The organism is Micromonospora sp. CNZ295 (assembly GCF_004217535.1).
This window is the reverse complement of the sequence record NZ_SHKZ01000001.1, coordinates 2,089,025-2,113,478: the sequence shown is the minus strand read 5'-3', so window position 1 is coordinate 2,113,478 and position 24,454 is coordinate 2,089,025. Positions and strand designations below refer to the sequence as shown.

23 protein-coding genes are annotated in these 24,454 nt (G+C 71.1%); 10 read left to right on the top strand and 13 right to left on the bottom strand.

Annotation, left to right across the window (positions count from 1 at the left end):
• Positions 1-5: 5 nt before the first annotated feature.
• From EV376_RS10085 to EV376_RS10075, 3 genes are all read right to left on the bottom strand, one after another.
• A complete protein-coding gene (locus EV376_RS10085) occupies positions 6-305 on the bottom strand; it encodes a helix-turn-helix domain-containing protein (protein WP_130322030.1) in 300 nt (99 codons plus the stop codon).
• Positions 305-655, bottom strand: coding sequence for a type II toxin-antitoxin system RelE/ParE family toxin (locus tag EV376_RS10080; RefSeq protein WP_130322028.1), 351 nt, complete (start codon positions 653-655; stop codon positions 305-307). Before EV376_RS10080 ends, EV376_RS10085 begins: the two co-directional genes overlap by 1 nt.
• Before the next feature lie 73 nt (positions 656-728).
• On the bottom strand, positions 729-929 hold the full coding sequence (locus EV376_RS10075; RefSeq protein ID WP_130322026.1) for a hypothetical protein: 201 nt from the start codon (positions 927-929) through the stop codon (positions 729-731).
• Positions 930-1,026: 97 nt separating this feature from the next.
• Here EV376_RS10075 and EV376_RS10070 point away from each other — a divergent pair, with 97 nt between their 5' ends.
• Positions 1,027-4,092 (top strand): DEAD/DEAH box helicase, encoded by a 3,066-nt coding sequence (locus EV376_RS10070; protein WP_130322024.1) that lies wholly within the window; start codon positions 1,027-1,029, stop codon positions 4,090-4,092.
• 1,151 nt (positions 4,093-5,243) lie between these two features.
• Positions 5,244-6,509, top strand: a complete 1,266-nt coding sequence (locus tag EV376_RS10065) for an IS701 family transposase (RefSeq protein WP_130328596.1) — start codon at positions 5,244-5,246, stop codon at positions 6,507-6,509.
• A 455-nt stretch (positions 6,510-6,964) separates the two neighbouring features.
• On the opposite strand, the gene EV376_RS10060 is transcribed toward EV376_RS10065, so the two are convergent.
• On the bottom strand, positions 6,965-7,993 hold the full coding sequence (locus EV376_RS10060) for a winged helix-turn-helix domain-containing protein (protein ID WP_130322022.1): 1,029 nt from the start codon (positions 7,991-7,993) through the stop codon (positions 6,965-6,967).
• A 134-nt stretch (positions 7,994-8,127) separates the two neighbouring features.
• On the opposite strand from EV376_RS10060, the gene EV376_RS10055 reads away from it, so the two are divergent.
• A complete protein-coding gene (locus EV376_RS10055; RefSeq protein WP_486482573.1) occupies positions 8,128-9,093 on the top strand; it encodes an MBL fold metallo-hydrolase in 966 nt (321 codons plus the stop codon).
• 79 nt (positions 9,094-9,172) lie between these two features.
• On the opposite strand, the gene EV376_RS10050 is transcribed toward EV376_RS10055, so the two are convergent.
• From EV376_RS10050 to EV376_RS30130, 3 genes are all read right to left on the bottom strand, one after another.
• The gene (locus tag EV376_RS10050) at positions 9,173-11,326 is read right to left on the bottom strand and encodes an MMPL family transporter (RefSeq protein ID WP_130322018.1); all 2,154 of its coding nucleotides are present in this window, start codon (positions 11,324-11,326) and stop codon (positions 9,173-9,175) included.
• A gap of 202 nt (positions 11,327-11,528) precedes the next feature.
• Positions 11,529-12,188, bottom strand: coding sequence for a hypothetical protein (locus EV376_RS10045; protein ID WP_130322016.1), 660 nt, complete (start codon positions 12,186-12,188; stop codon positions 11,529-11,531).
• Positions 12,185-12,793, bottom strand: a complete 609-nt coding sequence (locus tag EV376_RS30130; RefSeq protein WP_165437973.1) for a helix-turn-helix domain-containing protein — start codon at positions 12,791-12,793, stop codon at positions 12,185-12,187. Before EV376_RS30130 ends, EV376_RS10045 begins: the two co-directional genes overlap by 4 nt.
• 637 nt (positions 12,794-13,430) lie before the next feature.
• On the opposite strand from EV376_RS30130, the gene EV376_RS10035 reads away from it, so the two are divergent.
• Positions 13,431-13,889: a hypothetical protein gene (locus EV376_RS10035; RefSeq protein WP_130322012.1), complete on the top strand. Its 459-nt coding sequence runs from the start codon at positions 13,431-13,433 to the stop codon at positions 13,887-13,889.
• A gap of 429 nt (positions 13,890-14,318) precedes the next feature.
• Here the strand turns inward: EV376_RS10035 and EV376_RS10030 are convergent, their stop codons facing one another.
• Both EV376_RS10030 and EV376_RS10025 read right to left on the bottom strand, forming a co-directional pair.
• Positions 14,319-15,014, bottom strand: coding sequence for a zf-HC2 domain-containing protein (locus EV376_RS10030; RefSeq protein ID WP_130322010.1), 696 nt, complete (start codon positions 15,012-15,014; stop codon positions 14,319-14,321).
• On the bottom strand, positions 15,007-15,555 hold the full coding sequence (locus EV376_RS10025; RefSeq protein ID WP_207228095.1) for a sigma-70 family RNA polymerase sigma factor: 549 nt from the start codon (positions 15,553-15,555) through the stop codon (positions 15,007-15,009). Before EV376_RS10025 ends, EV376_RS10030 begins: the two co-directional genes overlap by 8 nt.
• An 84-nt stretch (positions 15,556-15,639) precedes the next feature.
• Here EV376_RS10025 and EV376_RS30125 point away from each other — a divergent pair, with 84 nt between their 5' ends.
• The 3 genes from EV376_RS30125 to EV376_RS10010 are packed head-to-tail and all read left to right on the top strand — an operon-like array spanning position 15,640 to position 16,958.
• Positions 15,640-16,095, top strand: a complete 456-nt coding sequence (locus tag EV376_RS30125; RefSeq protein WP_165437972.1) for a hypothetical protein — start codon at positions 15,640-15,642, stop codon at positions 16,093-16,095.
• A 4-nt stretch (positions 16,096-16,099) separates the two neighbouring features.
• Complete coding sequence (locus tag EV376_RS10015) at positions 16,100-16,762, top strand: cytochrome b/b6 domain-containing protein (RefSeq protein WP_130322008.1); 663 nt, start codon at positions 16,100-16,102, stop codon at positions 16,760-16,762.
• Positions 16,752-16,958, top strand: coding sequence for a zf-HC2 domain-containing protein (locus tag EV376_RS10010; protein WP_130322006.1), 207 nt, complete (start codon positions 16,752-16,754; stop codon positions 16,956-16,958). The genes EV376_RS10015 and EV376_RS10010 overlap by 11 nt, the downstream gene beginning before the upstream one ends.
• Here the strand turns inward: EV376_RS10010 and EV376_RS10005 are convergent, their stop codons facing one another.
• Both EV376_RS10005 and EV376_RS10000 read right to left on the bottom strand, forming a co-directional pair.
• Positions 16,959-17,603, bottom strand: a complete 645-nt coding sequence (locus tag EV376_RS10005) for a response regulator transcription factor (RefSeq protein ID WP_130322004.1) — start codon at positions 17,601-17,603, stop codon at positions 16,959-16,961.
• Positions 17,555-18,868 (bottom strand): sensor histidine kinase, encoded by a 1,314-nt coding sequence (locus tag EV376_RS10000; RefSeq protein ID WP_207228093.1) that lies wholly within the window; start codon positions 18,866-18,868, stop codon positions 17,555-17,557. Before EV376_RS10000 ends, EV376_RS10005 begins: the two co-directional genes overlap by 49 nt.
• Before the next feature lie 101 nt (positions 18,869-18,969).
• On the opposite strand from EV376_RS10000, the gene EV376_RS09995 reads away from it, so the two are divergent.
• On the top strand, positions 18,970-21,090 hold the full coding sequence (locus EV376_RS09995; RefSeq protein WP_130322002.1) for an MMPL family transporter: 2,121 nt from the start codon (positions 18,970-18,972) through the stop codon (positions 21,088-21,090).
• A gap of 277 nt (positions 21,091-21,367) precedes the next feature.
• On the top strand, positions 21,368-21,844 hold the full coding sequence (locus EV376_RS09990; RefSeq protein WP_130322000.1) for a DivIVA domain-containing protein: 477 nt from the start codon (positions 21,368-21,370) through the stop codon (positions 21,842-21,844).
• Positions 21,845-21,905: 61 nt separating this feature from the next.
• On the opposite strand, the gene EV376_RS09985 is transcribed toward EV376_RS09990, so the two are convergent.
• Together EV376_RS09985 and EV376_RS09980 are read right to left on the bottom strand one after the other, a co-directional pair.
• Positions 21,906-22,277 carry a YciI family protein gene (locus EV376_RS09985; protein WP_130321998.1) on the bottom strand — a complete coding sequence of 124 codons (372 nt, stop codon included), beginning with the start codon at positions 22,275-22,277 and terminating at the stop codon, positions 21,906-21,908.
• A gap of 80 nt (positions 22,278-22,357) precedes the next feature.
• Positions 22,358-23,614, bottom strand: a complete 1,257-nt coding sequence (locus EV376_RS09980) for an RNA polymerase sigma factor (protein WP_486482572.1) — start codon at positions 23,612-23,614, stop codon at positions 22,358-22,360.
• Positions 23,615-23,777: 163 nt separating this feature from the next.
• On the opposite strand from EV376_RS09980, the gene EV376_RS09975 reads away from it, so the two are divergent.
• Positions 23,778-24,443 (top strand): hypothetical protein, encoded by a 666-nt coding sequence (locus EV376_RS09975; protein ID WP_130321994.1) that lies wholly within the window; start codon positions 23,778-23,780, stop codon positions 24,441-24,443.
• The last annotated feature ends 11 nt before the right edge of the window (positions 24,444-24,454 follow it).

The window sequence follows — 24,454 nt, the reverse complement described above, 5'->3', positions numbered from 1 at the left end:
CCTGATCAGGCGGCATCCGCCTTCGGCGCAAACTTCACGTCCAGCTTGCGGTCCAACGCGTGAGCGAGCCGTTCGAGAACAGCCAAGGTCGGGACGGTGCCGCCGGCTTCGAAGCGGGCAACCGCCGACTGCGTCATGCCCGCGGCCCGTGCCAGCTGACTCTGACTCCAGCCATTGCGCTCCCGCAGGTGTCGCACCTCCTGGCCGAGCTCGAAGGCAAGGCGTGCCGCCTCGTATGCCTCAGCCACACCGGGCTCGGCCATCCGGCGTTCCCGCAGGTCATTCCAGTCAACCCGATCAGCCATCACTCTGCCCCCTCGACCACGGTATGCCGTTCAGCCACGCAACGCTCGAGCGCCCGGCGAGCCCGCTCGACCTCTCGGTCCTCCCGCATCCGTGTCTTCCGGAACACCGTCAGAAGGATGATCCTTCGCTCAGAGGCTATCCAGTAGGTCAGACGGACGGCGTCACGATCCAGGTAGAACCGCAGCTCTCGCAACTTGCCATCGAGCTGCCTGGTGTACGGCTCGCCGAGCAACACACCTCGGCTTGCCAGCAGATCTATATAGAACGCAGCTCTTGCGAAGTACTCGCCCGGCAATTCCTCCAGCCATGCTCGGACTTCTGGTTCCAGCTCGACGCTACCCCAGGCCATAGCATCAATGCTATGGCCTGGGGCTCACCTTGTCTGCCCCATCCCGTGGGAATGGGGCACCCAGTCGGAGGATTCAGGCGCGGAAGCCGTCGGGATGCCAGTGATGCTCGTAGACCTGGACGGTGTTGCCATCCTGCTCGAAGACGTGCGCCAGCCGATAGCCGCGCGCGTACATGTCGTTGAGGTGTCGCTGCCAGGTCTGCATACGGATGGAGCCCTTGTTGACCTCGGTGAGGTAGTGCTCACCAGGCTGGGGGCAATGCGGGGCGGTCACCCGTGCTTCATATCCGACGGGCAACTGCAAGGTCAACTACAGCGATCGGCGTCGGCACCGGACACACTGACCTGCGGAAAGTTGTTAGGTTCCCGGGGTGGCCGACCTTGACCGGGGCATCTACGAGCACCTGATCACCGAACAGCTCGCCGCGCGGCTTCAGCAGGTCGATCCAGTCCTGGTCCAACACGACAAGATCGAACCGGCCGATGCGCCCGACGTGCTCGCTCGGCACATCGCAGGATTGGCCCGGCGGGCGCTGCTCGCCGTCGGCGGTGGCGACGACAAGCTTGCCCGCCAGGTTGAGCTGGCCAACCGAATCGCCGAGAGCATCGCCCAGGCCGAGCCGCGTGCGGTCGACACCGCAGACCAGATCGCGGACACCCAACGCCTGCTCCACGCCATCGCCGCGCCGCCAACCCCGCCGGCCGCACCTGCCTTCCCGGTGCACCCGACCACGCCACTCTCCACCGGTGCGCTGTTGGTCAACGGCCGCCACCAGCCGCGCATCGGCCACGAGGTCACCCACGAGATGGCCTCCGCAGACCAGGTCGACCTGCTCTGCGCGTTCATTAAGTGGTACGGCCTGCGCATCGTCGAGCCAGCAATCCGCGACCTGATCGACCGCGGCGGCCGCCTCCGCGTCATCACCACGACCTACCTCGGGGCAACCGACCAGCGAGCCCTCGACCGGCTCGCCGAGCTCGGCGCCGATATCAAGATTTCCTACGAGACCCGGACCACCCGCCTGCACGCCAAGGCCTGGCTGTTCCGCCGCCGCACCGGCACGACCACGGCCTACGTCGGCTCGTCGAACCTGTCGAAGGTCGCCCTGGTCGACGGCGTCGAGTGGAACGTCCGCATCTCGAACCTCGAGCAGCCGCACGTGATCGACACGTTCACCGCGACGTTCGAGGACTACTGGAACGACCCGGCCTTCGAGGACTATGAGCCCGGCAAGGACGCCGACCGCCTCCGGATCGCGCTGCGCGGGGAGCGCCCCAACGAGGCGCCCACCGAGATCGCGAACCTGGACGTGCGGCCGTACCCGTACCAGGCCGAGGTCCTGGCCGACCTCGACGCCGAGCGCAAAGTCCACGGCCGCTGGCGGAACCTCGTCGTCATGGCCACCGGTACCGGCAAGACGGTGGTCGCTGCGCTCGACTACCGCCGGCTCCACCGCGAGAAGACCGTCGACTCGCTGCTCTTCGTTGCCCACCAGGAGCAGATCCTGCGACAGAGCCTGGCGACGTTCCGGCAGGTGATGGGCGACGGCAGCTTCGGCGAAACGCTCGTCGGAGGGCGGGAGCCGCAGCACTGGCGGCACGTCTTCGCCTCCATCCAGTCGCTGCACCGGCGTGAGATCGACCCCGAGGCGTACGACATGGTGATCGTCGACGAGTTCCACCACGCGGAGGCGCCGACGTACGCCCGACTGCTGGAGCGGCTGCGGCCGCGCGTACTCCTGGGGTTGACCGCGACCCCGGACCGCAGCGACGGCGGCGACGTGCGGCGGTGGTTCGACGGCCGCGCTGCCGTGGAGCTGCACCTGTGGGAGGCCCTGGAGCGGCAGCTGCTGGCACCCTTCCAGTACTTCGGGCTGCACGACGACGTGGACCTGTCGCAGCTGCGGTGGAAGCGCGGGCAGGGGTACGACCCAGCGGAGCTGGACGGCGTCTACACCGGCAACCATGCGCGGGCGCGGATGGTGCTGCGGACGGTACGAGACACCGTCGACGTGGGACGGATGCGGGCGCTCGGGTTTTGCGTGAGCATCGGGCACGCCGAGTTCATGGCGGACTGGTTCACCAAGCACGGCGTCCCGTCGGCGGCGGTGACCTCCCGAGTCGTCACCGGGCGGCAAGCTCTCCTCAAGGACTTCCGAGACGGCACGCTGCGGGTGCTGTTCACCGTCGACCTGTTCAACGAGGGTGTCGACCTGCCGATGGTCGACACGATCCTGATGCTGCGACCCACCGAGAGCGCCACGATCTTCCTCCAGCAACTCGGCCGTGGCCTGCGGCTGGACGACGACAAGCCCTGCCTGACCGTCCTCGACTTCATCGGCGGACAGCACGCCAACTTCCGCTTCGACCTGCGCTGGCGGGCCCTGACCGGGGTGAGCCGGCGGGCGATCACCGAAGCCGTACGCGATGACTTCCCGTCCCTGCCGAGCGGCTGCCACATCCAGCTCGACCGGGTGACGAAGGACGTCGTGCTGGCCAACCTGAAGTCGGCGATGCCGACCTCGAGGACCGGCCTGACCCGAGAGCTGCGGCTGCTCGGGGACGTGAGCCTGAGCGACTTCCTGCGCGAGGCTGGCGTGGAGATCGAGGACATCTACCGGTCGGCAAGCATCGGCGGGTGGACCGGGCTACGGCGGCTCGCCGGGTTGGAGACCTCGCCGCCCGGTCCCGATGACCGTGAGCTGGGCAGGGCGATTGGGCGAATGCTGCACCTCGACGACTTGGACCGGCTCGATCTGTTGGCTCGGGTGGCGGCCGGCGAGCGGCCGGAGGCCGGGCGGCTGTGGGACATGCTGCACTTCGACCTCTGGGGTCCGAATGCGCCATTGACCGAGCGGGAGGAGCGGCTGTCGCGGCTCTGGGCCGAGCCGGCGCGCTGCGCGGAACTGCGGCAGGTGGCCGAGGTGCTGCGGGACCGAATCCACCGGGTCACGGTGCCGGTCGACGGGCTGCCGCTGCAGGTGCACGCCCGGTACAGCCGCAACGAGGCATGCGCCGCCTTCGGCATGCCGAACCCGGGGTCGCTGCGCGAAGGCGTGAAGTGGCTGCCGAACGCCCAGGCCGACCTCTTCTTCGTGACCCTGGTCAAGTCGGAAGAGCATTACTCCCCCACCACCATGTACGCCGACCGGGCCATCACCCAGACGCTGTTCCAGTGGGAGTCGCAGAGCACCACGTCCTCGGCGTCAGCGACTGGGCAGCGCTACATCAACCACGAGAAGCACGGCTCGACGGTGCACCTCTTCGTACGCGAGACGAAGATGGCTGACCGCGACCTCGGTGCGCCGGCCTACCTCTACGCCGGCGCCATGACCTACCGGGAGCACACCGGCGACCGGCCCATGCGCATCATCTGGCAGCTGCAGCACCCGCTCCCCGCCGACGTGTACGCCGCAGCCCGAGCTATCGCCGCCTAGGGCGCGGCTTGATAGCGCATCATGAATGATTGTCGAGTTGGTGACATCGGGGACATCCGGCTGACGAGTAGGATGATTCCTCCAGGCGAACTCCGATCTCCGATGGCCATGACCGGCAGGGAGACCTGAATGGCTGAAGTCAGGATTAGGAGGTTCCTGGTGTCGGTTCCGTCGCCAGGCAACCCGGTCGGCCCTACCGATGTAAACATCCTCAGCAGCGCCCCCTCGAGCTCAACCTCGCGGAAGTTCTTCGGGTGAATGCGTTGGCGGTTCCCTATCGAGGGAGCCTCTTGATGGAGCTTGTCGAGCGGGAGATGGCTCTGGTCATGTCCTTGTTTGGACAGACCCCGCCCGGCCACGCACTTCGGCGACACCGAGCATTCGATGCTTCGTCGTCCCATATTCGGCGCTTCGCCACCGAGGTGTTGGCGCTCGGCGCGTTGACGGCGGTTGTACGGAAGGATGAGCCAAAGCTCCACAATGTCGCTCACTTCGACGCGCTGCCATTACCTCTCCAGGACGTCTATCCAAGCCAAGGCCATCGACCCGACCTTCGCTTCGCTGGCGGAGGGGCGGTACTCGCTGGGGAATCGCGCGGCCGAAGCCGTCGCCCGCCCCAGAACGTTCTGACTGCTTCGGCGCAACGAAGCCGCCTCGATGAGCTGCTGAAATGGAGCCGCCGGCCAGGCTGTGACCCGGTGTGCATGGCGTGGAGCTGGATGCAGCGGGACAAGACCACCATCGACTTCTTCCGCTTCACGGAAGACACATCCACTCCGACGGCTGATCTCGCCGTTGTGCACCGCCTAGAACAAACGGTTCGATCGGCGCGAAGACCAGCGCCGGACGGCGACATTATTGATGTTGATGAATCAGTGGAGATGCGTACCGGCTACATGTATTCGGATGCGACTACCGGACGAGAGCGGGAACAGTCAGCGAAACAAGAAATCATTAGTCGGACCATCGAGGATCGGGAGATCCAACTCCTAGTACGGCAGCCGCCGTTTGAGATCTTGCTGGTGAATCGGGGGGACGCGAGACGGCCACCGCGTGATCGTCTGTGCGTTGTGGACACAACATCAGATCTTGCGGTGGCCGCGTGCCACAGCGTAGCCGTTGCTCGGTGGGAGCGGGTGCTGGCGGAGGTGCTGGGGTGCTTCGCGGACCGGTTCGGGCGGGTGGAGCCGCGCCGTGCGGCGGGAGAGTTCGTGACGGGCCTGCTGTCCGATCTTGAGGTCAAGACGTGTTGGCAGTTGGCCGAGCAGGCCGGGCACGCGCGGCCGGACGCGATGCAGCGGTTGTTGTACCGGGCGGTGTGGGACGCCGACGGCGTCCGTGACGACCTGCGGCAGCTGGTCACCGACCGTTTCGGCGATCCTGACGCGGTCCTGGTGGTCGACGAGACCGGTGACCTGAAGAAGGGCATGCACTCGGTCGGGGTGCAGCGCCAGTACACCGGCACCGCTGGGCGGATCGAAAACAGCCAGGTCGGGGTGTTCTTGGGCTACGCCGGCGCCGACGGGCACACCCTGATCGACCGGCAGGTGTATCTGCCGGCGTCGTGGACCGACGATCGGGATCGCTGCCAGGCCGCCGGGGTGCCCGACGAGATCGAGTTCGCCACCAAGTCGGAGCTGGCCGCTGACATGATCACCGCTGCCCTCGACGCCGGTGTTCCCGCAGGGTGGGCCGCCGCGGACGAGGCCTACGGCAACAGCGCCGCCTTCCGCGCCCACCTGCGCGAACACGCACTCGGCTACGTCCTGGCCGTGTCCCGCAGCCACCTGGTTCCGCTCGACGGCGGCAAGACCCGGGTCCGCGCCGACCGGATCGCCGCTGACCTACCCGCCTCGGCGTGGCAGCGCCGCTCAGCCGGCGCCGGGTCGAAGGGACCGCGCTTCTACGACTGGGCCTGGCTGGACGACGTGTGCACCGACGCTGACCCCGACGACGGCGGCCAGCACAGCCTCCTGATCAGAAAGAACACCACCACCGGTGAGCTCGCCTTCTACCGCTGCTGGACGCCATACCCGGCTACCCTCGCCCAACTCGTCCGGGTCGCTGGCATCCGCTGGACCGTCGAAGAAGCCTTCCAGGCCGCCAAGAGCCAGGTCGGCCTGGACCAGCACCAGGTCCGCCGCTGGGACTCCTGGCACCGCTTCACCACCCTCGCCCTGGCAGCCCTCGCCGTCCTGGCGATCTGCGCCGCCGACGCCGCCGACGACGACCCGGCCGACACCGGACTGATCAAGCTGACCGTCAACGAGGTCCGCCGCCTGATCAACGCCTGCATCATCCGCCCGATCAGCGACCTCGCCCATCGATTGCACTGGTCAGGCTGGCGACGCCGGCATCAAGCCAGAGCTCGACGATCCCACTACACACGCCGCCTCAACCTCGAACTTCAGCCATGATCCCGAACGGCGGCTGCCGTACTAGAGACTGCGCCCCAGCAACCCGTCCCCGGAATGCGGCCACGATGGCGCGGCCAGTGGCGGACAGTGCCAGGCATCGATGGCGCGCAAGGCCCTCGTTTGCTCGTTGCGGTCAGTCCCGATCCGGAGAACCGCCAGACCGACTCGGCAGAAGGCTCCCGGCTGCACCGTAGCCGGGAGCTTGGCCTCGAAGTCTCTGCAGCTGGCCGCGTCGTCGTAGCGCTTGACTGGCGCCGTCGACCGGAAGCCGACGCCGGCGCGGCGGTGCAGCGGGAACTCGAGTCCGACGACGAGTAATTGCTGCTGGGACAATCCTCCATGCCTCGGCCTCCGGCGCCGCCTCAACCTCACCAAGACGCCATCAGGACGAACCACACACTTTGCCGAGCGGGCCAGCAGGACGGCCGACTACCCGATCGTCAGCCGCGCCGTCATTACCCCGCGCGCAGTGCCCGCAGCATCTCCGCGGCCGACCGCGTCCGCTCGTACCGCACCTCATGCCGGTCCCGCGACGACACCACAAGCCCGGCCCGCCGCAGCCGCCCCAGGTGGTACGACACGGTGGCCGGGCTGATCCCGTGCCGCACCGCCAGCTCCGTGGTTGTCAACGGCGTACCCAAGTCGGTCAGCAGAGCGGCCCGGCGGGCCCCGAGCACGCCGGTCTCCTCGCCGACCGCCGTGGGCTGCGACCACACCTGGCCCCGCCCCCGCGCCGGGTAGCCGACCATGACCAGGCCGGGATCGCCCAGGTACACCGCTGGGCGGGGCAGGAACGCCGACGGCGCCAGGATGAGCCCCTGCGCCGCGTCGAGGGACAGCTCGGAGTGCGAGTCGAGAGTGACCCGACTGCCGTCCCAGGTGAGCCGCGGGTCGAGGGTGCGGACGATGTCGGCGAGCCCGGTCCGGGTGGCCACCGTGGCGCGGTGCCGGATGTCCTCGTCGAGCACCCGGTGCAGGGTCGGCCACAGGTCGGCCTGGGTGTGCCGCCAGAAGCGGTTGAGCTGGTCGACGACGCGGGTGAGCAGCGCCGCCTCCCCGCGGCGGGCCAGCACCCGGGCGACCGTGGCCGGTAGTGGTGGTCGCGGGTCGCGTCCGGTCGGGCTGCGCTCCAGAACCTCCGGCGGGGGCGGGCCGATCCGGTACGCCATCCGCAGCTGCCGGTCGACGTCCTCGGCGGTGGTCGCCGCCACGGCCGCGAGTTCCTCTTCGAGCGTCGGCTCGTACGTGCCGGGCAGCGGGGACAGGAAGTCGGGGATGTACCCGGCGGCGGCGTTGACCAGCTCGAACAGCACGTCGACCGCGCCCGGGTCGAGGTTGCGCCGGGCGTGGGTCACCCAGCTGCGCGCGTACGGCGCCCGCTCCGGGTGGGCGAGCACCTCCAGGGCGTTGGTGACCTCCGTCAGTCGCGACAGCGCGAACCGGGACCGGACGAGCCGGTCCGCGTCGACGTGGAGGGTCAGCACAGCGCCAACATTAGAAGCCTCTCGAATGGTTGGCACCCACCCTCGGCCCGCTGATCTCCTGACCGCGGCCGGCCCACAGGTCGGCCGGGCCGGCCCCCGACGGTCGGCGTACCCCGTCAACGAAGGAGATCTCCGTGTCGTACCCGCAAGGATCGATCAGCCGGCGGACCCTGCTGCTCGGGGCGGCGGCCGTGGGCGGCGGTGTCCTCGCCGCCCGCCCCGCGCAGGCGAGTGCCCGGCCCGACCGCCCGGCCAGCCGTTCGGTGGGCTGCTTCGACGTCCTCGCGCTGCGCGACGCCGCCGGCCCGTTCTTCCTCAGCTACGACGACGCCTTCGCCGGGGCGTCGGACCGGGACTGGGCGGCGGCGCGGCGCATCGACCCGGCCGCGTTCGGGCCGGACCGGACGTGGAACCTGGACTTCCGCTGCTACGCCATCCGCCGCCCCGGCGACCGGTACACGCTGGTCGACACCGGTGTCGGGCCGGAGGGCAGCCCCGCGTCGGCGTGGGCGCCGGTGCCGGGCGCGCTGCCGCAGGTGCTGACCCAGAACGGGATCGACGTGCGGCAGGTGGACACGGTGGTGCTGACGCACCTGCACGAGGACCACGCCGGCTGGACGGTCACGGCGGAGGGCGCTCCCATGTTCCCCAACGCGCGGTACGTGGTGCAGCAGCGCGAGCTCGACGCGCTGGAGGCCAGTGGCAGCGAGATGCTGGGGTACGCGGTGCGGCCGCTGCAGTCGGCCGGGCAGTTGCACGCGGTGGACGGCGCGGTGGTGCTCAGCGGCGACACCGCGACGCCCACCCGGCGTACCCCGGTGGGCCGTCGCGGTGACCGCATCCGGGTGGTGCCCACTCCCGGCCACACGCCGGGGCACCAGTCGGTGCTGGTGGAGGGGGGCCGTAACGACCAGGTGGTGGTAACCGGCGATGTGCTCGTGCACGCCGTGCAGATCGCCGACCCGGATGTCGCCTACCGGTACGAGGCGGACCAGGACCTGGCCCGGCTGACCCGCCGGGGCCTGCTCGACTCGGCCCGCCGTGATCGCGCGGTGCTCGCCACCGCGCACCTCAACCGCCCCTTCGTCGAGGTCCACTGAGTTCAGCGGCTCCCCGGCCGGCACCACCTGCCGGCCGGGGCCCGCGTCCGAGTGCGGTAGCAGAGCGGGAGGCCCCCCGCTACGTCTGCGTCACGCTCGCCGACGCCGACGCGGCGTGCCGCCCACCGGCCGGCCGCTGGTCCCCGTGCCCCGGCCACCACGCGGTGTGCCCGATCAGCGCGGTCAGCGCGGGCACGAAGAACATCGACATGACGAACGCCGACAGCACGATCCCGATCGCCACCGCGAAGCCCATCTGCTGCAGGAACGAGATCGGCGCGAGCATCAGCACCGCGAACGTTCCGGCGAGGATCAGGCCCGCGGCCGCGACCGTCGGGCCGGCGTGTTCGACGCCGATGGCGGCGGCCTGGCGCGGCTCGTTGCCCTCCCGTGCCTCCTCGCGTAGTCGGGCGATCATCAGGATGTTGTAGTCGGTGCCGATCGCGACCACGAAAAGGTAGAGGATGATCGGCAGCTGGAAGGTGACGCCGGGCTGGTCCTGCAGCCCTTCGAAGACGTAGACCGTCGCGCCCAGCGTGGCGGCGAAGTTCAGCAGCACCGCGATCACCAGGTAGATCGGCGCGACCAGGCTGCGCAGCAGCAACGCGAGGATGAGCGCGATCAGGCCGGCCGCCACCGGCAGGATCACCGACAGGTCCCGGTTGTTCGCCGAGTTGATGTCCGCGAAGATCGCGGTGGTCCCACCGACCAGCGCCCGGGTGCCCGGCGGCGCGGCCGCGTGCACGGCGTCGCGCAGGTCCTCGCGGACCAGCGTGATCGCCTCGTTGGAGACCGGGTTCTCGTTGAGCAGCAGGCTGACCCTGGCGACACTCGGGTCGCTGCCGCGCTCCGGTGGCTGTGCCTGGCCGACGCCCGGCGCCTTCGCCGCGGCCGCCGCGAAGTCGCTGACCTGCTGCTCGGTGAGCGGTGTCCCGTTGTCGGTGGTCAGGTAGACCTCGGTGGGGGCGAGTGCGCCCGCGGCGAACCCGCGCTGCAGGTCCTTCGCCGCCCTCGCCGACTCGGTGTCCTGCGGGAAGCCGGCGCTGAAGTCGTAGTCGGCCTTGTAGCCGAGCACGCCGGCGGCGAGGGCGACCAGCAGGGCGCCGGATGCCACCGCGACCAGCGCCGGCCGGCGCCCGATGGCGGTGCCGAGGCGGTGCGGCACGGTGGCCTTCGGGGCACGCTGCCACGCCTTGGACGGCCAGAAGACGAACCGGCCGAGCAGCGAGACGACCGCCGGGATGAGGGTGAGCGAGGTGACCAGCATGACGCCGACGGCGATCGCGAGCGCCGGGCCGAGGGAGCCGAAGAAACCCAGGGAGGCCAGCAGCAGCACGAGGAACGCCACGATGACCGCCCCCGCGGCCGACGTGATGACCTCGCCGACCCGCTGGACGGAGACGATCATCGCGGTGCGCTTGTCGTCACCGGCCCGCAGCCGCTCGCGGTAGCGGAAGAGCAGGAACAGGATGTAGTCGGTGCCGATGCCGAACAGCACGATCAGCAGGATCGTCTGCAGATCCTGGCTGACGGTGAGGTCGAATACCTTGCCCGCGACCGCGACGAGCCCGGTCGTGACGCTCATGACGACGCTGATCACGACGATCGGCAGCAACGCGGCGATCGGGCTGCGGAAGATGATCAGGATCAGTCCGATGATCAGGATGATCGTCGCGATGCCGACCACCGAGAAGGCCTCGTTGAACGTGTCCTCGTTGTCGACGAAGCTCGCCACGTCGCCGGCCACGCCCGCGGTCAGCCCGCTGCCCACAAGCTCCGGGCCGATGGCCGTCCGCAGGTCGCGGACGGCGTCGAGCAGCGCCGGGTCGTCCGGGGCGGGGGCGTCGAGCCCGACGTTGACCACCTGCACCGACTTGTCCGGCGCCACCGCCGGCGGACCGGTCACATAACCGGACGTGTGCGGGATGTTCGCGGCCTTGAGCGACTCGGCGAGCTGGCCCGCCTTCGCCTCGTCCGCTGGCGTCAGCGGCTGCCCGTCGGCGCGCTTGACCACGATGATCGCGGTCGCGGTGGCCGCCTGCGGGAACGCCTTCTGGCCGAGCTCGGTGGCCTGCACCGATTCGTAGGAACGCGGCAGGAAGCTCTCCTGGTCGGCGGAGGTGATGTCGCCCAGCGACGGTGCGGTGAAGATGATGGCGAACGCCGCGAGCAACCAGCCTGCGATGACCCACCACGCTCGGCGCACGACGAATGTGCCCAGCCGCTCGAACATGGAATCCCCCGTCTGTTTGGCCCAACCGACGTCCGGGGCCCCGGGGCTCCGCTCGTCACCGTGGCGGGCAGCGCTCGCTACCCCTTGTGCAGAGTACGTTCAGCAATCCATATCGGACCCTTGGGATGGGGGGCTGGAAGTCGAAAACCTTCCTCATGACCGACAAGGCCCCCATTCGTCGAGCCCCACATGAGCCCAGCGGCTATCCGGGTGGCACCACCTGTCGGACCAGGGCCTGCATCCGAGTGCGGTCCGCGGCGCTGGGGGACATCTGCTTGAGGCCGGCCGCGGCGGGTGTGCCGAAGAACCGGTGCAGCACGTCCGCGGCCTGGCGACCGGTGACGCTGACCGGCCAGTCAGCAGTCCGAAGCCCGGCGGTGTACGCCGCATGGATGAGCCGCCACAGGTCGACTGCGTCCTTCGACGCGAACCGCCCGCGGTAGGCGAGCGCCTTCAGGCAGAGCGCGGACGTCACGTCCGGGAGCGCGAGGCGCAGGCGCAGGCCCTCACCGGTAGTGAGCTGGACGCGGACGTCCAGCAGCTCGGCGGGCCGGTGCAGCGCAAGAACGAGGCCCGGTACCTCGTCTACCACCAGATCGCCGTGGCGCTGGTTGGGCACCAACCCACCTCGGTACGACGGCGCGAGGATGTCGATCACCAGGCTCAGTTGACCGTTTTGATCATCCGCGTCCCGCGTGAATCGGTTGGCAGCCTCCCGGGACCGGTAGCCACGCTCGATGAGCGCGGCTGGGAGGCGAGGATCGGCGATGACGGTGGGCAACGCGGCGAAGTCGGCATCAGCGGTCTCGCGCAGCGGCACCTGCTCGGCCGGGACCGGACTCGCTGGCCTCGGCTCGGTCATGCCGCATACCCCCGCTCACGGTGACGACGGCGCAACGCATCCCACACGCGCTGCGCCGCCTCCTCGCTGTCGGGGCCCGGCGCACGCCGCACGTCCCAGAGGACCTGGAGCGGGTCGGCGAGGGGAAGACCGGTCGTGGCGGGTAGCTCCGTGCCGGACGGCTGCCACAGTCCCGGGTCCCTCGGCACGGTGAATTCGAGCGTCGCCTCCTCCTCGCCAGCGGGGACGAGGCCGGCATTCGCCAGGTCCACTCCGGTGTGGGCGTAGAGGATCGCCCGGGCCGGGGCGCGCCAGGGAGCGATGATGTCGGCCGCGACATCTCCGGAGACAGCGACGCTGTCTGGTTCGGCTGCCGCGACGACCATCCGGGCCTGCTCGACCGCTGGCGTCAAGCCGTACCAGTAGGTGCTGATTCCGCCCGGCCCCGGGTAGGTCGCCAGCCACCACCGGATCGCCTGATCGATGTCCCGGACCGTCCATCCACCCGGTGCGCGGTGCACGATGTGCTCGTCGGCCAGCGCGCGCAGGGCCTGGGAGACTCGCGGCTGGGAGACGCCGACGAGGGCGGCCAGTTCCTGCTGGGTGGCGTACGGACGCTGGATCATCCGGCGAACCAGGGTGAAGGTCCCCCACGGCATCGGACCGGGCTTGCCGGATCGCTTGACCGCGTCTACCGGAGGCTGCAGGGCGATTCGTTCGTTGCCGACGCGTAGCGATCCGGTTACGTGCTGCCCGTTGTCGACCAACCAAGACCAGCCGGCCGCCTCGATTGCTTCCTGAACGGCGGGCGTAGCCGCCGGCACGACGATCAGACAAGGTTCTGGATGGCGGCGGACCAGAGCAGCGATGTCTCTAGGGCTCAGCGGGGTCGGAGACGCGACGACAGTTAGCGTCGCCCGGGCACCGGCGCACGTCAGCTCGATGTGGTCGGCGTCGCGCGGGATGAGCGTGACACCGGCCTCAGTCAGCAACCGCCAGGCAGTCGTCGATATAAGCATTACCGGCCCTCCTTGCATAACACTTATACACCCTGCTGACCGGGCTCGTGGGTGAAACAGGCGCGACGCGCCTGTCACCGTTCACGCGGTTCGCCTCCGCTGGAACCGGAGGGCGATACGGCGCAGCGTCAACGCGATCAAGAACCGGGCGGTCTCGTGCCGGCTTCTGATCATGGCCACCATCCACTATGGGATCATGGCGGCTCACGTGCGCGATCTTCGCGCCTGAGCATTGGAGGACTGTGTGCGCCGATTCGCCCGACGGCTGGCCATCTCGACTCTCTCCGCGACCGTTGCGGCGTTGACACTCGCCACACCCGCACAGGCCGCGACCAATCCGTTCACGGCGGCGCAGGCCTGCAACAACGACTTCGGTGGCGCGTGGGCCCACGTCAGCGACGGCCACCGGTCGATCACCGCGCCGGACGGCACCAAGGTGGGCGACGTCTACCTGATGTACAACAGCGCCAGCGGCTACAACTGCGTCGCCACCCTCAAGCGGGTGGCCGTCGGCTCGACGACCGGGATGTCCGCCGGCATCCGGGTGTCGGGCGGTTCCTGGGTCTACGACTCCGGAAACTTCAAGTACTACGCCGCGATCCAGCGCTCCGCGCGGGACAAGTGCGTGATGTACAGCGGCGAGGTCCTCTACGGCACCAGCTGGCAGGGTGCCGGCCGGTACAGCTGGGGCAACTGCGGCTGAGCGGCCGCAGGCCGCGCCTCGCATTCCCGGTGTTCGCGGGCGGCGCCGGCCGTGACGAGCATCCGACGGCCGCCGCCGCACCGCGATCCGCCGGTCGTGCAGCCGCGATCAGCGGAGCGGCGTCGGCCGGGCCGGGCGCCGCCGGCCGCGCCCGCTCGCGGGCAATGATCTGCTCATCGAGGTACACGGCCAGGGCGTCGCGTTCGCCGGGCACGCCAGCGAACGCGAAGGTGAGGTAGAGCCGGACGTTCGGAGCGGATTCCGGTGGCACCCGCAGCCCGGCGAGCGTCCCGCCCTCGGTTCGTCGGCAGAGCCGTGGCGGCGGCGGGTGACTTCGCCATCGCATCCGGCCGCGACCGGAAGCCGGCCCCGTTGCTGCCGGTCCACCCACTGTGTCCGGATGCGTCGTTCTCGGCGCTGTCCGACCGCCTACAGGTTGCCGGTCAGCACGGCGCCGGCCGATTGAAGGCGGACCTGGCTGACCTCGGCGACCGCCAGACCTAGCTGGTATCCGTAGGTTCCGGTGCGGTTGGTGACCTGGCAGGTGCCGATCGCGTGAGTGGCGCCGGCACGGTCGACGGCGAGGGCGGCGTAGGCGCCGTCGGCCGGGGCGGCGGTGACGGTGACCAGTACCCAGGACGGGTTTCCCTGGTACAGGAAGACGGTTCCGGCCGGTCGCGCGTCGGCAGTGGTCAGGGCGACTGCCTTGAGGTAGCGGCCGTTGGCGACGGCGAGGGTCTGCCGGTACTGGTCGGCGAGGCGCCGGTCCTCCGCGGTACGCGACTGGCTGACCAGCGCACCGCCGCCTGCGGCGACCAGCAGGGAGACCGCGAACGCCAGGGCCGCCACGACTCGCCGGCGGGCCAGCAGCCGCCGGGGTGGCGGTGCGGGCGCCGCGTCCAGCCGGGCGAGAACGGTGCTCTCGAACCGCGGCGGGGGCTCGATGGTGGGCGCGAGCAGCAGGACGGCATCGGCGGTCCTGGCCAGCTCGTCGAGCTCCCGGCGACAGTCCTGGCAGCCCGAGACGTGGGCCAGTGCCCGGGCCCGGTCATCCCCGGCCGCCGCGCCCGCGGCGAGCTCCGGCAGCAGGCCGTGCACGTCGCGACACTCTGGCAGCTCACTCATCACGTACCTCGAAATGGTCGCGCAGCCGGGCCATGCCCAGCCTGATCCTCGTCTTGACGGTGCCCAGCGGTGCGCCCTCCCGCTCGGCGATCTCCTTCGCGGTGAGTCCGTGAAAGATCGCCAGGACGATGGCGACGGCCTGTTCTGGTGGCAGGCTGCGCAGGGCGACACGGATGCGGTCGGCGTCGGCCACCTCGTCGGCCGATTCGGTGGTGGCACGTTCCGCAGCGGTGAGCAGCGACAGCATCACCTCCGGCTCGTAGGGGCGATCACGGCGCAGCCGGATCGCGTCGATCGCCGCGTTGCGGGTGATGGACAACAGCCACGGCAGCACGGCGCCACGGCGGGGATCGTAGCCGCCGGCGTACCGCCAGGCCCGCACGAACGCCTCCTGAGCGACGTCCTCGGCCGTGGCCGTCGTCCCGACGATGCTGACCGCCAGGCCGTAGACCCGGGCCTGAAATCGGCGCACGAAGCTCGCCGTGGACTGCGGGTCCCCGGCCGCCATCCCGGCGACCAGAGCCTCGTCACTGACACCCACATTCAGTACTACGCAGAACACGCGGGTACGGGATCTCTTCTGCGGCGAGAGATCCCGCAGCACGTCGGCGCAGGTAGTACCGGTATGAGACTCAGGATCGCGACAGCCATGGCGATGCTGGCCACGGCGACCGCCTGCACCGGAACGAACGGCGCGACCGGGGACGACAGCGGCGGGTTGACGGTCGTCGTCGTCGAGCCCGTCAGCGGCGCGACCGTCGCCAACCCGTTCACCGTCAAGGTCGACAGCAGCGTGCCGCTCGGCCCGAGTGAGTCCGGCCAGCACCATGTCCACATCTGGTTCGACGACAACGAATCCGACTACCTGATCGTCGAGTCGGACACCGCCCAGATCACCGACGCGCCCTCGGGCCAGCACACGATGCACGTGTCGCTGCGCAACGCCAACCACTCACCGGCCGGGGCCGAGGCCACCGCGCCGATCACCGTCGGCAGCGGCGGCGGGCCGGCCCCCTCACCCAGCGCCGGGGGCGACGGCGCGCCGCCCACGTCCTCCGGCACCGACCCGTACGGCTACTGACGGCATGGCCCACAACTCAGGCACCGTTCGGCGCTACTCCCGCGCCACGCGGTGGTTCCACGCACTCACGTATCTCACCGTGCTGGCCCTGCTGGGCTCGGGTTGGTGGCTGGTCGCCGGGCGGGATGGGCAGCCCAGTGTTGCCGCCCGGCTCACCGGGATCGCCGACACCAGCCTGCACCGGTACGCCGGCTGGGCGCTGATGGCACTGGCCGCCGGCGCGCTGACGCTCGGGATACGCGCAACCCGCACGTTCGTCCGGGAGTCGCTGCGCTACGACCGCGGCGACCTGGGCTGGTTCGCCCGCTGGCCGGGCGCGCTCGTGACCGACCGGTTCGCCCGACACGAGGGCCACTTCGACCCGGGACAACGCGTCGCGAACCTGCTGATGATCGGGCTGTTCGTGGCCCTGATCGGCAGCGGAGTCGGGTTGGTGCTGGTCACCGGCGGGGCCGGGTTCGTCTGGCTGCAGCGCCTGCACCGCTGGGCCACGTACCTCATCACGCCGGTCATCATCGGACACATCGTCATCGCCGCCGGACTCCCGCCCGGGTACCGCGGCGTAGCCCGAGCCATGCACCTCGGTGGCCGGCTGCCGCTACGCGTCGCCGAGCGGATCTGGCCGGGCTGGCTCGATCGGCAACGCGGAGTAGACCATGACAGCTGAACCGCCGTGCCCGTTCACGATCTGGGTCGCCTCGCTGCTCATCGGCGCCCTCGGCCCGATCGAGCGGCAGGAACTCGAAATCCACCTGCGGCAGTGCGCGGCGTGCCTGGAGGAACTCGTCCTCCTCGCGCCGCTGCCCAGCCTGCTGTACCGGGCGCAGCCCCCTTGTTCACGGTGGGAAGACCCGGGCCGGTGATCAGCCGTTCAGGTACGCGAGCACCGCCAGCACCCGCCGGTTGTCGTCGTCCGACGGCGGCATGCCCAGCTTGCTGAAGATGTTGTTGATGTGCTTGCTGACCGCCTTCTCGGTCACGTACAACCGCCCGGCGATCGCCGCGTTCGATCGGCCCTCGGCCATCAGCCCCAGCACCTCCCGCTCCCGCGCGGTCAGCTCCCCCAACCGGTCGGCGCCCGCGTTGCGGGCCAGCAGCTGCGACACGACGTCCGGGTCCATCACCATGCCGCCGTCGGCGACCCGCCGGACCGCGTCGATGAACTGCGCGACGTTCGACACCCGGTCCTTGAGCAGGTAGCCGACTCCCCCGCCCCGGTCGGCGAGCAGTTCCCGCGCGTACAGCTGCTCGACGTGCTGGGACAGCACGAGGATCGGCAGGCCGGGCAGCTGCGCGCGGGCCGCGAGCGCCGCCTGCAGGCCCTCGTCGGTGAAGGTGGGCGGCAGGCGTACGTCGAGGACGGCCACGTCCGGCCGGTGCCGGGTGAGCGCCGGCAGCACCGACGGCCCGTCGGCGACGGCTTCGACGACCTGGTAGCCGTACGCGTCGAGGATGCGGGTCAGCCCGTCCCGGAGGAGGGTGAGGTCCTCCGCGATGACAACTCGCACGGCAGCTCCATGGTCACGACAGTCGGTCCGCCGGGCGGACTCGTCACGGTCATCGTGCCATCGAAGGCTGCCAGACGGCGTCGCACGCCCGCCAGGCCGGTACCCGCCTCCGGGGAGGCGCCACCGCGCCCGTCGTCGCCGACCTCCACCCGCAGCGCGCCGTCGGAGTAGCGCAACCGGACCCAGGCCCGCGACGCGCCGCTGTGCTTCGCCACGTTCGTCAGCAGCTCGGCCACCGCGAAGTACGCCGCCGACTCGACCGCCGCCGGCGGGCTGCCGGGCAGGTCCAGGTCCACCGCCACCGGCGGGTTGACGGTGAGCGCGAGGGCCCGCACCGCGCCGTCCAGGCCGCGCTCGGCGAGCACCGGCGGGTAGATCCCGCGGACGAGGTCGCGCAGCTCGACCAGCGCCTGGCCGCTGGCCTCCTGGGCCTCGCTGAGCAGCCGCGCCGCCCGCGCCGGGTCGTCGGCGAGGAGTTCCTCGGCCAGGCCGATGCTCATCCGCAGCGCGACGAGCCGGGCCTGCGCCCCGTCGTGCAGGTCGCGTTCGATCCGGCGCAGCTCGGCGGCCTGCGTGTCGATGGTGTCGGCGCGGGTGGCGGCCAGGTGCCGGACGCGCAGCGCCAGCTCCTGCGCCCGCGTCGGGGCGAGGAAGAACCCGGCGAACCGGAAGTGCAGCCACACCAGCCACGGCGCGACGGCCAGCCCGCCGCCGAGCAGCAGCCAGCCCTGCGGGATGGACAGCCACGCCTGCACGAAGTTGCCCATCGGCCAGAAGACGCCGTAGCCGTACCAGTCGGTGATGACGTAGAGCAGCACCGGCACCAGCAGGACCCCTTCGAGGCCGTACGCCGGCAGCGCGAACGCCAGCAGGCACACCCCGCCGGTGACCGCACCCGGGATCAGCCACGCGAAGTCCCGCCAGGTCGACGGGTCGCCGACCACCCACCGGAACCGCCGCCACGTGCCGAGCGGCGCGTCGTCCGGCGCCGGCTGGTACGGCGAGGCGATCGGCGCCCGGCTCCACCGGCTGAGCCGGCGTTGCAGCGTCAGCGACCAGCGCACCAGCACGGTCACCGCCGGGAAGAGCGCGAACCCGATGCCGAACGCGGGGATCAACGCCAACGACACCACCGACAGCACGAACAGCACCACGTTGGTGGTCAAGCACAGCAGCGCCACGGCCAGGCCCTGCCCGGCGGCAAGCGCGCCGGGCCGCACCAAGCGCCACACCACGGCACGTACGGAGCTGTCCACGGCGCCCATTCTGCGCCACGCCCGCCCACCGGATCGGTGGTGCTACCACCACCTCCGGACGGGACCTGACACTCCTGTCCTCGCCCGGGAGCCGGCCAAGGATCGAGGGCATGACCAGGACAATCGAAACCGTGCGGCACGGACTGGCCGGCCGCCGCAGCAAGTACGCGCTGCTCGTCTTCTGGCTCGTCCTGATCGCGGCGGCCGGTCCGCTGGCGATCAAGCTGACCGAGGTGCAGGACAACGACACCCTCGGCGCGCTGCCCGCCACCGCCGAGGCCAAGCGTGCCGCTCAGCGGGCGCAGGAGGCGTTCCCCGACTCGCAGAAACCGCTCGCCGTCGCCGTCTACGTCCGCGACGGCGGGCTCACCGCCGCCGACCGCGCCAAGGCCGAGGCCGACCGCGCGGCCTTCCTGAGGTACGCCGACGGCGGCCAGGTGCCCCCGCCGGTGCCCAGCGAGGACGGGCAGGCGCTGCTGCTCTCCTTCCCGGTGGCCGGGGACGACGCCCAGCGGGCCGACGCGGTGTCGGCCATCAAGGACCGGCTGGCCGCGGACGCGCCGGCGGACCTGCGTACCGCCCTGACCGGTATGGCCGCCGCCGAGGACGACGTCTTCGACGCGTTCGAGGGCATGGACGGCGCCCTGCTGCTGGCGACCGCGGGCACGGTGGCGTTGCTGCTGCTCATCACCTACCGCAGCCCGGTGCTGTGGTTGATCCCGCTGATCACGGTCGCGCTGGCCAACCAGCTCGCCAGCGCGGTGGTGTACCTGCTCGCCAAGCACGCCGGCCTGGCCGTGGACTTCCAGAGCCAGAGCATCATGACCGTCCTCGTCTTCGGCGTCGGCGTCGACTACGCGCTGCTGCTGATCGCCCGCTACCGGGAGGAACTGCGCCGGCACGCCGACCGGCACGCCGCGATGGCGGTCGCGCTGCGCCGCTCGTACGGTGCGATCGCCGCCTCGGCGGCCACCGTCGCCCTCGGTCTGCTCTGCCTGCTCGCCGCGGACCTGCCGTCCACCCGCGGGCTCGGCCCGGTCGGCGCGGTCGGCATCGCCGCCGCGTTCTTCGCCATGACCACGCTGCTGCCGGCCGTGCTGGTCATCTTCGGGCGATGGCTGTTCTGGCCGTTCGTGCCCCGCTACTCCCCGGACGCGGTCAACCTCGCCGTGGCGGCCGAGCACGGCGTGTGGCGGCGCATCGCCGGGTTCGTCGGGCGGCGGCCCCGCCCGGTCTGGCTGGGTACGGCGGCCGCGCTGGTCGCCCTGAGCTTCGGCATCGGCAACCTCAGCATCGGCCTGCCCGGAGACAAGACCTTCACCACCGAGGTCGGGTCGATCACCGGCCAGCGGATGATCGAGGCGCACTACGCCAGCGGCACCGTCGCCCCGGCCGAGATCCTGGCCTCCGCCGCCACGACCGACCAGGTGATGGCCGCCGCGCGTACCGTGCCGGGGGTGGCCGAGGTCGGCGCGCCGGAGCCCTCCCCGGACGGCCGGTGGGTGCGCGTGCCGGCGGTCCTGGCCGACGCGCCGGACAGCGACGCGGCGCTGACCACCGTCGGGCGGCTCCGCGACGCGGTGCACGCCGTGCCGGGCGCGCAGGCGCTCGTCGGCGGGGACACCGCGTACCTGATCGACGAGGAGCGGACGGTCGACCGGGACAACCGGACGGTGGTGCCGCTGGTGCTGGCGGTCGTCTTCGTCGTCCTGGTGCTGCTGCTGCGGGCCCTGGTCGCGCCGCTGCTGTTGCTGGCCAGCGTCGTGCTGTCCTACGTGGCCGCGATGGGCGCGGCCGGGCTGATCCTGGACGCGATGGGCTACCCGGAGCTGTTCGTCGGGATTCCGCTGCAGACGTTCCTGTTCCTGGTCGCCCTCGGCGTGGACTACACGATCTTCCTCGCCACCCGGGCCCGCGAGGAGGCGGCGCGGATCGGGCACCGGCCGGGCGTGCTGCACGCGCTCACCGTCACCGGCGGAGTGATCACCAGCGCGGGTGTGGTGCTGGCCGCGACGTTCGGCGCGCTGAGCGTGCTGCCGCTGGTGCCGTCGGTGCAGACGGCGGTCATCATCAGCGTCGGGGTGCTGCTCGACACGTTCCTGGTGCGCAGCCTGCTCGTCCCGGCCCTGGCCCTGGACCTCGGTCGCCGCACCTGGTGGCCGGGCACCCTGGCCGGGCGGGCGTTCCGGCCGGTCGCCGCGCCGCCGCTCGAGCGGGCGACGGTGGGTTAAGCCTCCGCAGCGCCGAGCGCGAGAGCCGGCCGTGCCTCCGGGTGCGACCGGCTCTCGCCGTCGCGGAGGGAGTACCGCTCGCGGACGCTGTGGAGCTGCACTCATGGATGGATCATCCTCACCGTGGGCGCACAGACTGCTCAGCTCCAAAGGCGACCGCCGGGCATGTCGGTGCCGCGGGGCGGTCCGGGAAACGTCGTCAGGTGACGTCGACCCCCTCTTGTGCCGCCGTGCGATGCTCTCCATCGACAACCCCTCAGGAGACCGAGGTACCAGCGTGGAGCAGCGCGGAAGCCGACGTGCGCTCGGCATCGTGTTCATCGGGTCTGGCGCCCTCGTGCTGCTGTGCGGCGTGGCCGGCGACTCCATCCCCTTCGTCGTCGCCGGTTGCCTCGCAGCCGTGCTGGGCGTCACGTTCGTCGCGGCCGGCCGGCAGCCCTCCGGCGAGAGCGTGCCCGGGCAGCTCCGCCCGCCCGGCCAGGAATCGTCCGTGGCGCCGCCGATCTTCAGCGCGTCCCTGCGGGGCTACGACATGGTGCGGGTGGACGAGCTCGTCAGGCGGTGCGACGCGGCGCTGGGCTCCGGCGACGCGCCGCGGATCGAGCAGGCCAAGGCGGACCTGGACCGCGAGCGGGTCGCCCTGCCCATCGCGCTGCGCGGATATGTCCGCGATCAGGTCGACGAGTTCCTGGAGCGGCTCTCGACCGTACTCGGCCACCGGATCGCCGACAGCGACACGTCCGACGCCGGCTGACCCTCCCGGACCCGGCAACGCGCGGCCGGGTGCGGGCGGAGCACCCGCACCCCAGCGCGAATCAGGCCTCCGCCGGCCCCTCGAAGACCCGGCGGACATCCACCTCGACGTAGACGCCCTCCTCGATGAACAGGTTCGTGAAGCGGCGCCCCCACTCCATCGCCTCGTCCTTGTCGCGTACCTCCAGCAGCGCGAACCCGGCGATCAGCTCCTTGGTCTCGGTGAACGGCCCGTCGGTGACCGTCACCTTGCCCTTGTCGGCGGTGATCCGGCCGGACTCCTTGCTGCTCTTCTCCAGGCCCTCACCGGCGAGGAGGACGCCGGCCTTGGCCGCCTCCTCGATGAAGGCGCCCATCTTCTCGATGAATTCGGGGCTCGGGTCGAAGGCGCGGGGCTCGTTCTCGTCGAGCTTGTGCATCAGCATGTAGCGCATCTCGGAATCCTTCCAGGTAGGGAACCAGTTCGGCGCTCACTGACGCGTCGAGCGGGCCGCGCCGGATCCGACATCCGTTCTCAAGATTTTTTCGAGCCGCACTCGGCGGCGCGGGACAGCAGCAACGCCCGCTCCCGGGCGTTGCCGGCCAGCGCCGCCGCCCGCTCGAACTCACGCCGCGCCTCGTCGTGCCGGCCGAGCCGGGCGAGCAGGTCACCGAGCACGCTGGGCAGCAGGTGGTACGTCGCCAGCGCCGGCTCGTCCGCCAGCGCCCGGGCCACCTCGAGACCGGCGGCGGGCCCGTCGGCCTGCGCGACGGCCACGGCCCGGTTCAGCTCCACCACGGGCGAGGGCACGAGCCGGGCCAGCTCCGCGTACCGGGCGGCGATCCGCGCCCAGTCGGTCTCCTCGGGGGTACGCGCCCGCGCGTGGCATGCCGCGATCTCGGCCTGGAGCGTGTACGGGCCGGGGTGCTCCGTGCGGGCCCGGTCCAGGGCGGCCAGGCCGCGGCGGATGAGCAGCTGGTCCCAACGGGTGCGGTCCTGGTCGTTGAGCAGGATCGGCGCGCCGTCCGGGCCGGTGCGGGCGTGCACCCGCGACGCCTGGATCTCCAGCAGCGCGGCGAGACCGTGCACCTCGGGCTCGTCGGGCATCAGCCCCTGCAGCTGCCGGGCCAGGCGCAGCGCCTCCTGGACGAGGGTGGGACGCATCCAGTCGTCGCCGGCGGTGGCCGCGTACCCCTCGTTGAAGATCAGGTAGACGACCTCCAGCACGGACCCGAGGCGCTCGGTGCGCTCGGCCGGGCCGGGCACCTCGAACGGCACCCGGGCCTCGGCGAGGGTGGCCTTGGCCCGGGTGATCCGCTGGCCGACGGTGGACTCGGTGCTGAGGAACGCGCGGGCGATCTCGGCGGTGGTGAGGCCGCCGACGAGCCGCAGGGTCAGCGCGGCCCGGGCGATCGGGGTGAGCACCGGGTGGCAGGCCACGAAGATGAGCCGGAGCAGGTCGTCCTCGATGCGCTCCTCGACGGCGGCGTCGAAGTCGACGGTGATCCGCTCGTCGAGGTCGCGGCCCAGCTCCGCCACCACCCGCTCGCCGGTCTGCCGGCGGCGCACCGCGTCGATGGCGCGCCGCTTGCCGACCGTGGTGAGCCAGGCCCCCGGGTTGGCCGGTACGCCGTCGCGCGGCCACGACTCCAGCGCCGCGACCAGCGCGTCCTGCGCCAACTCCTCGGCCTGGCCCACGTCGCGGACGATCGCGGCGATCCCGGCGACCACCCGCCCGGCCTCCATCCGCCACACCGCCTCGACGCTGCGGCGTACGTCTGTCTCCTTCACGGGCACCATGACAGCAGGCCGGTCCGACGCCCGCCACCGCCGCCAGGCTCGGATCGGTCACCCGGGCGGAAACGGCCGACCCGGGGCTCGCGTGCGGCGCGGCGACCTTAAGTTTCTCTTAGCGGGCACCCTGTTCGCGCAGGAAGATCAGTATGTTGCCCGGATGCGACACCTCGGAACTGTGCTCGCCGCAGCCGTCGTGGCTCCGATCTCGTGGGTCCTGTTCGCCGCCGGCCAGGACCGGGCGGTGCGGGAGTTCGCGGAGGCTCCCGACGGCGGTGTGCCGGCCACCAGCGACCTCGTTCGACCGGTGCTGGTGCTGGTGGCGGCCGGGATCCTGCTCGGCCTCGTCGCCACGCTGCGGTTCTCCCCGGCGGGGGCGGTGCTCGCCGGGTCGGTCTACTCGGCCAGCTATCTGCTTCTGCTGGTCAGCCCGGACGTGGTGACGACCCTGCTCGACCACACCGTGACCCTGGGCGGCTACCAGGTCGACCTGATGACCCCGGTGCGGACAGGGACGAGTCTGCTGGTCGGCTCGCTGATGCTCGTCGCGGTCGGGAGCGTCCACCGGTGGCGGCGCTGGCCGCAACCCACCGCCGAGGAGTCCGCGGCCCTGACGCCCGACGAGATCCTCACCGGCCCGAAGAACCAGGACCGGCCGATCGGCGTGGACGGCCTCGGCCTGGACCGGCCGGGCGGCTCGCCGGAGCCGGCGCCGGCCGGCGGGTCGAACTGGGCCGGCCGCACCGACTGGGCCGGCCTCGGGTCCGGCGAACCCAGTACCCGAACCCGGGTGTCGTCGGACTGGATGCGCCAACCCTCCCCGTAGGCGCATCGGCG

What these genes read in the sequence shown, in the direction of transcription:
- EV376_RS10050 (WP_130322018.1), bottom strand. Translation starts at nt 11,326, where the DNA reads ATGTTCGAGCGGCTGGGCACATTCGTCGTGCGCCGAGCGTGGTGGGTC.
- EV376_RS10085 (WP_130322030.1), bottom strand. Translation starts at nt 305, where the DNA reads ATGGCTGATCGGGTTGACTGGAATGACCTGCGGGAACGCCGGATGGCC.
- EV376_RS10010 (WP_130322006.1), top strand. Translation starts at nt 16,752, where the DNA reads ATGACAGCTGAACCGCCGTGCCCGTTCACGATCTGGGTCGCCTCGCTG.
- EV376_RS10030 (WP_130322010.1), bottom strand. Translation starts at nt 15,014, where the DNA reads ATGAGTGAGCTGCCAGAGTGTCGCGACGTGCACGGCCTGCTGCCGGAG.
- EV376_RS10080 (WP_130322028.1), bottom strand. Translation starts at nt 655, where the DNA reads ATGGCCTGGGGTAGCGTCGAGCTGGAACCAGAAGTCCGAGCATGGCTG.
- EV376_RS10015 (WP_130322008.1), top strand. Translation starts at nt 16,100, where the DNA reads ATGGCCCACAACTCAGGCACCGTTCGGCGCTACTCCCGCGCCACGCGG.
- EV376_RS09985 (WP_130321998.1), bottom strand. Translation starts at nt 22,277, where the DNA reads ATGCGCTACATGCTGATGCACAAGCTCGACGAGAACGAGCCCCGCGCC.
- EV376_RS30130 (WP_165437973.1), bottom strand. Translation starts at nt 12,793, where the DNA reads ATGATCCAGCGTCCGTACGCCACCCAGCAGGAACTGGCCGCCCTCGTC.
- EV376_RS30125 (WP_165437972.1), top strand. Translation starts at nt 15,640, where the DNA reads ATGAGACTCAGGATCGCGACAGCCATGGCGATGCTGGCCACGGCGACC.
- EV376_RS10045 (WP_130322016.1), bottom strand. Translation starts at nt 12,188, where the DNA reads ATGACCGAGCCGAGGCCAGCGAGTCCGGTCCCGGCCGAGCAGGTGCCG.
- EV376_RS10000 (WP_207228093.1), bottom strand. Translation starts at nt 18,868, where the DNA reads ATGGGCGCCGTGGACAGCTCCGTACGTGCCGTGGTGTGGCGCTTGGTG.
- EV376_RS09975 (WP_130321994.1), top strand. Translation starts at nt 23,778, where the DNA reads ATGCGACACCTCGGAACTGTGCTCGCCGCAGCCGTCGTGGCTCCGATC.
- EV376_RS09995 (WP_130322002.1), top strand. Translation starts at nt 18,970, where the DNA reads ATGACCAGGACAATCGAAACCGTGCGGCACGGACTGGCCGGCCGCCGC.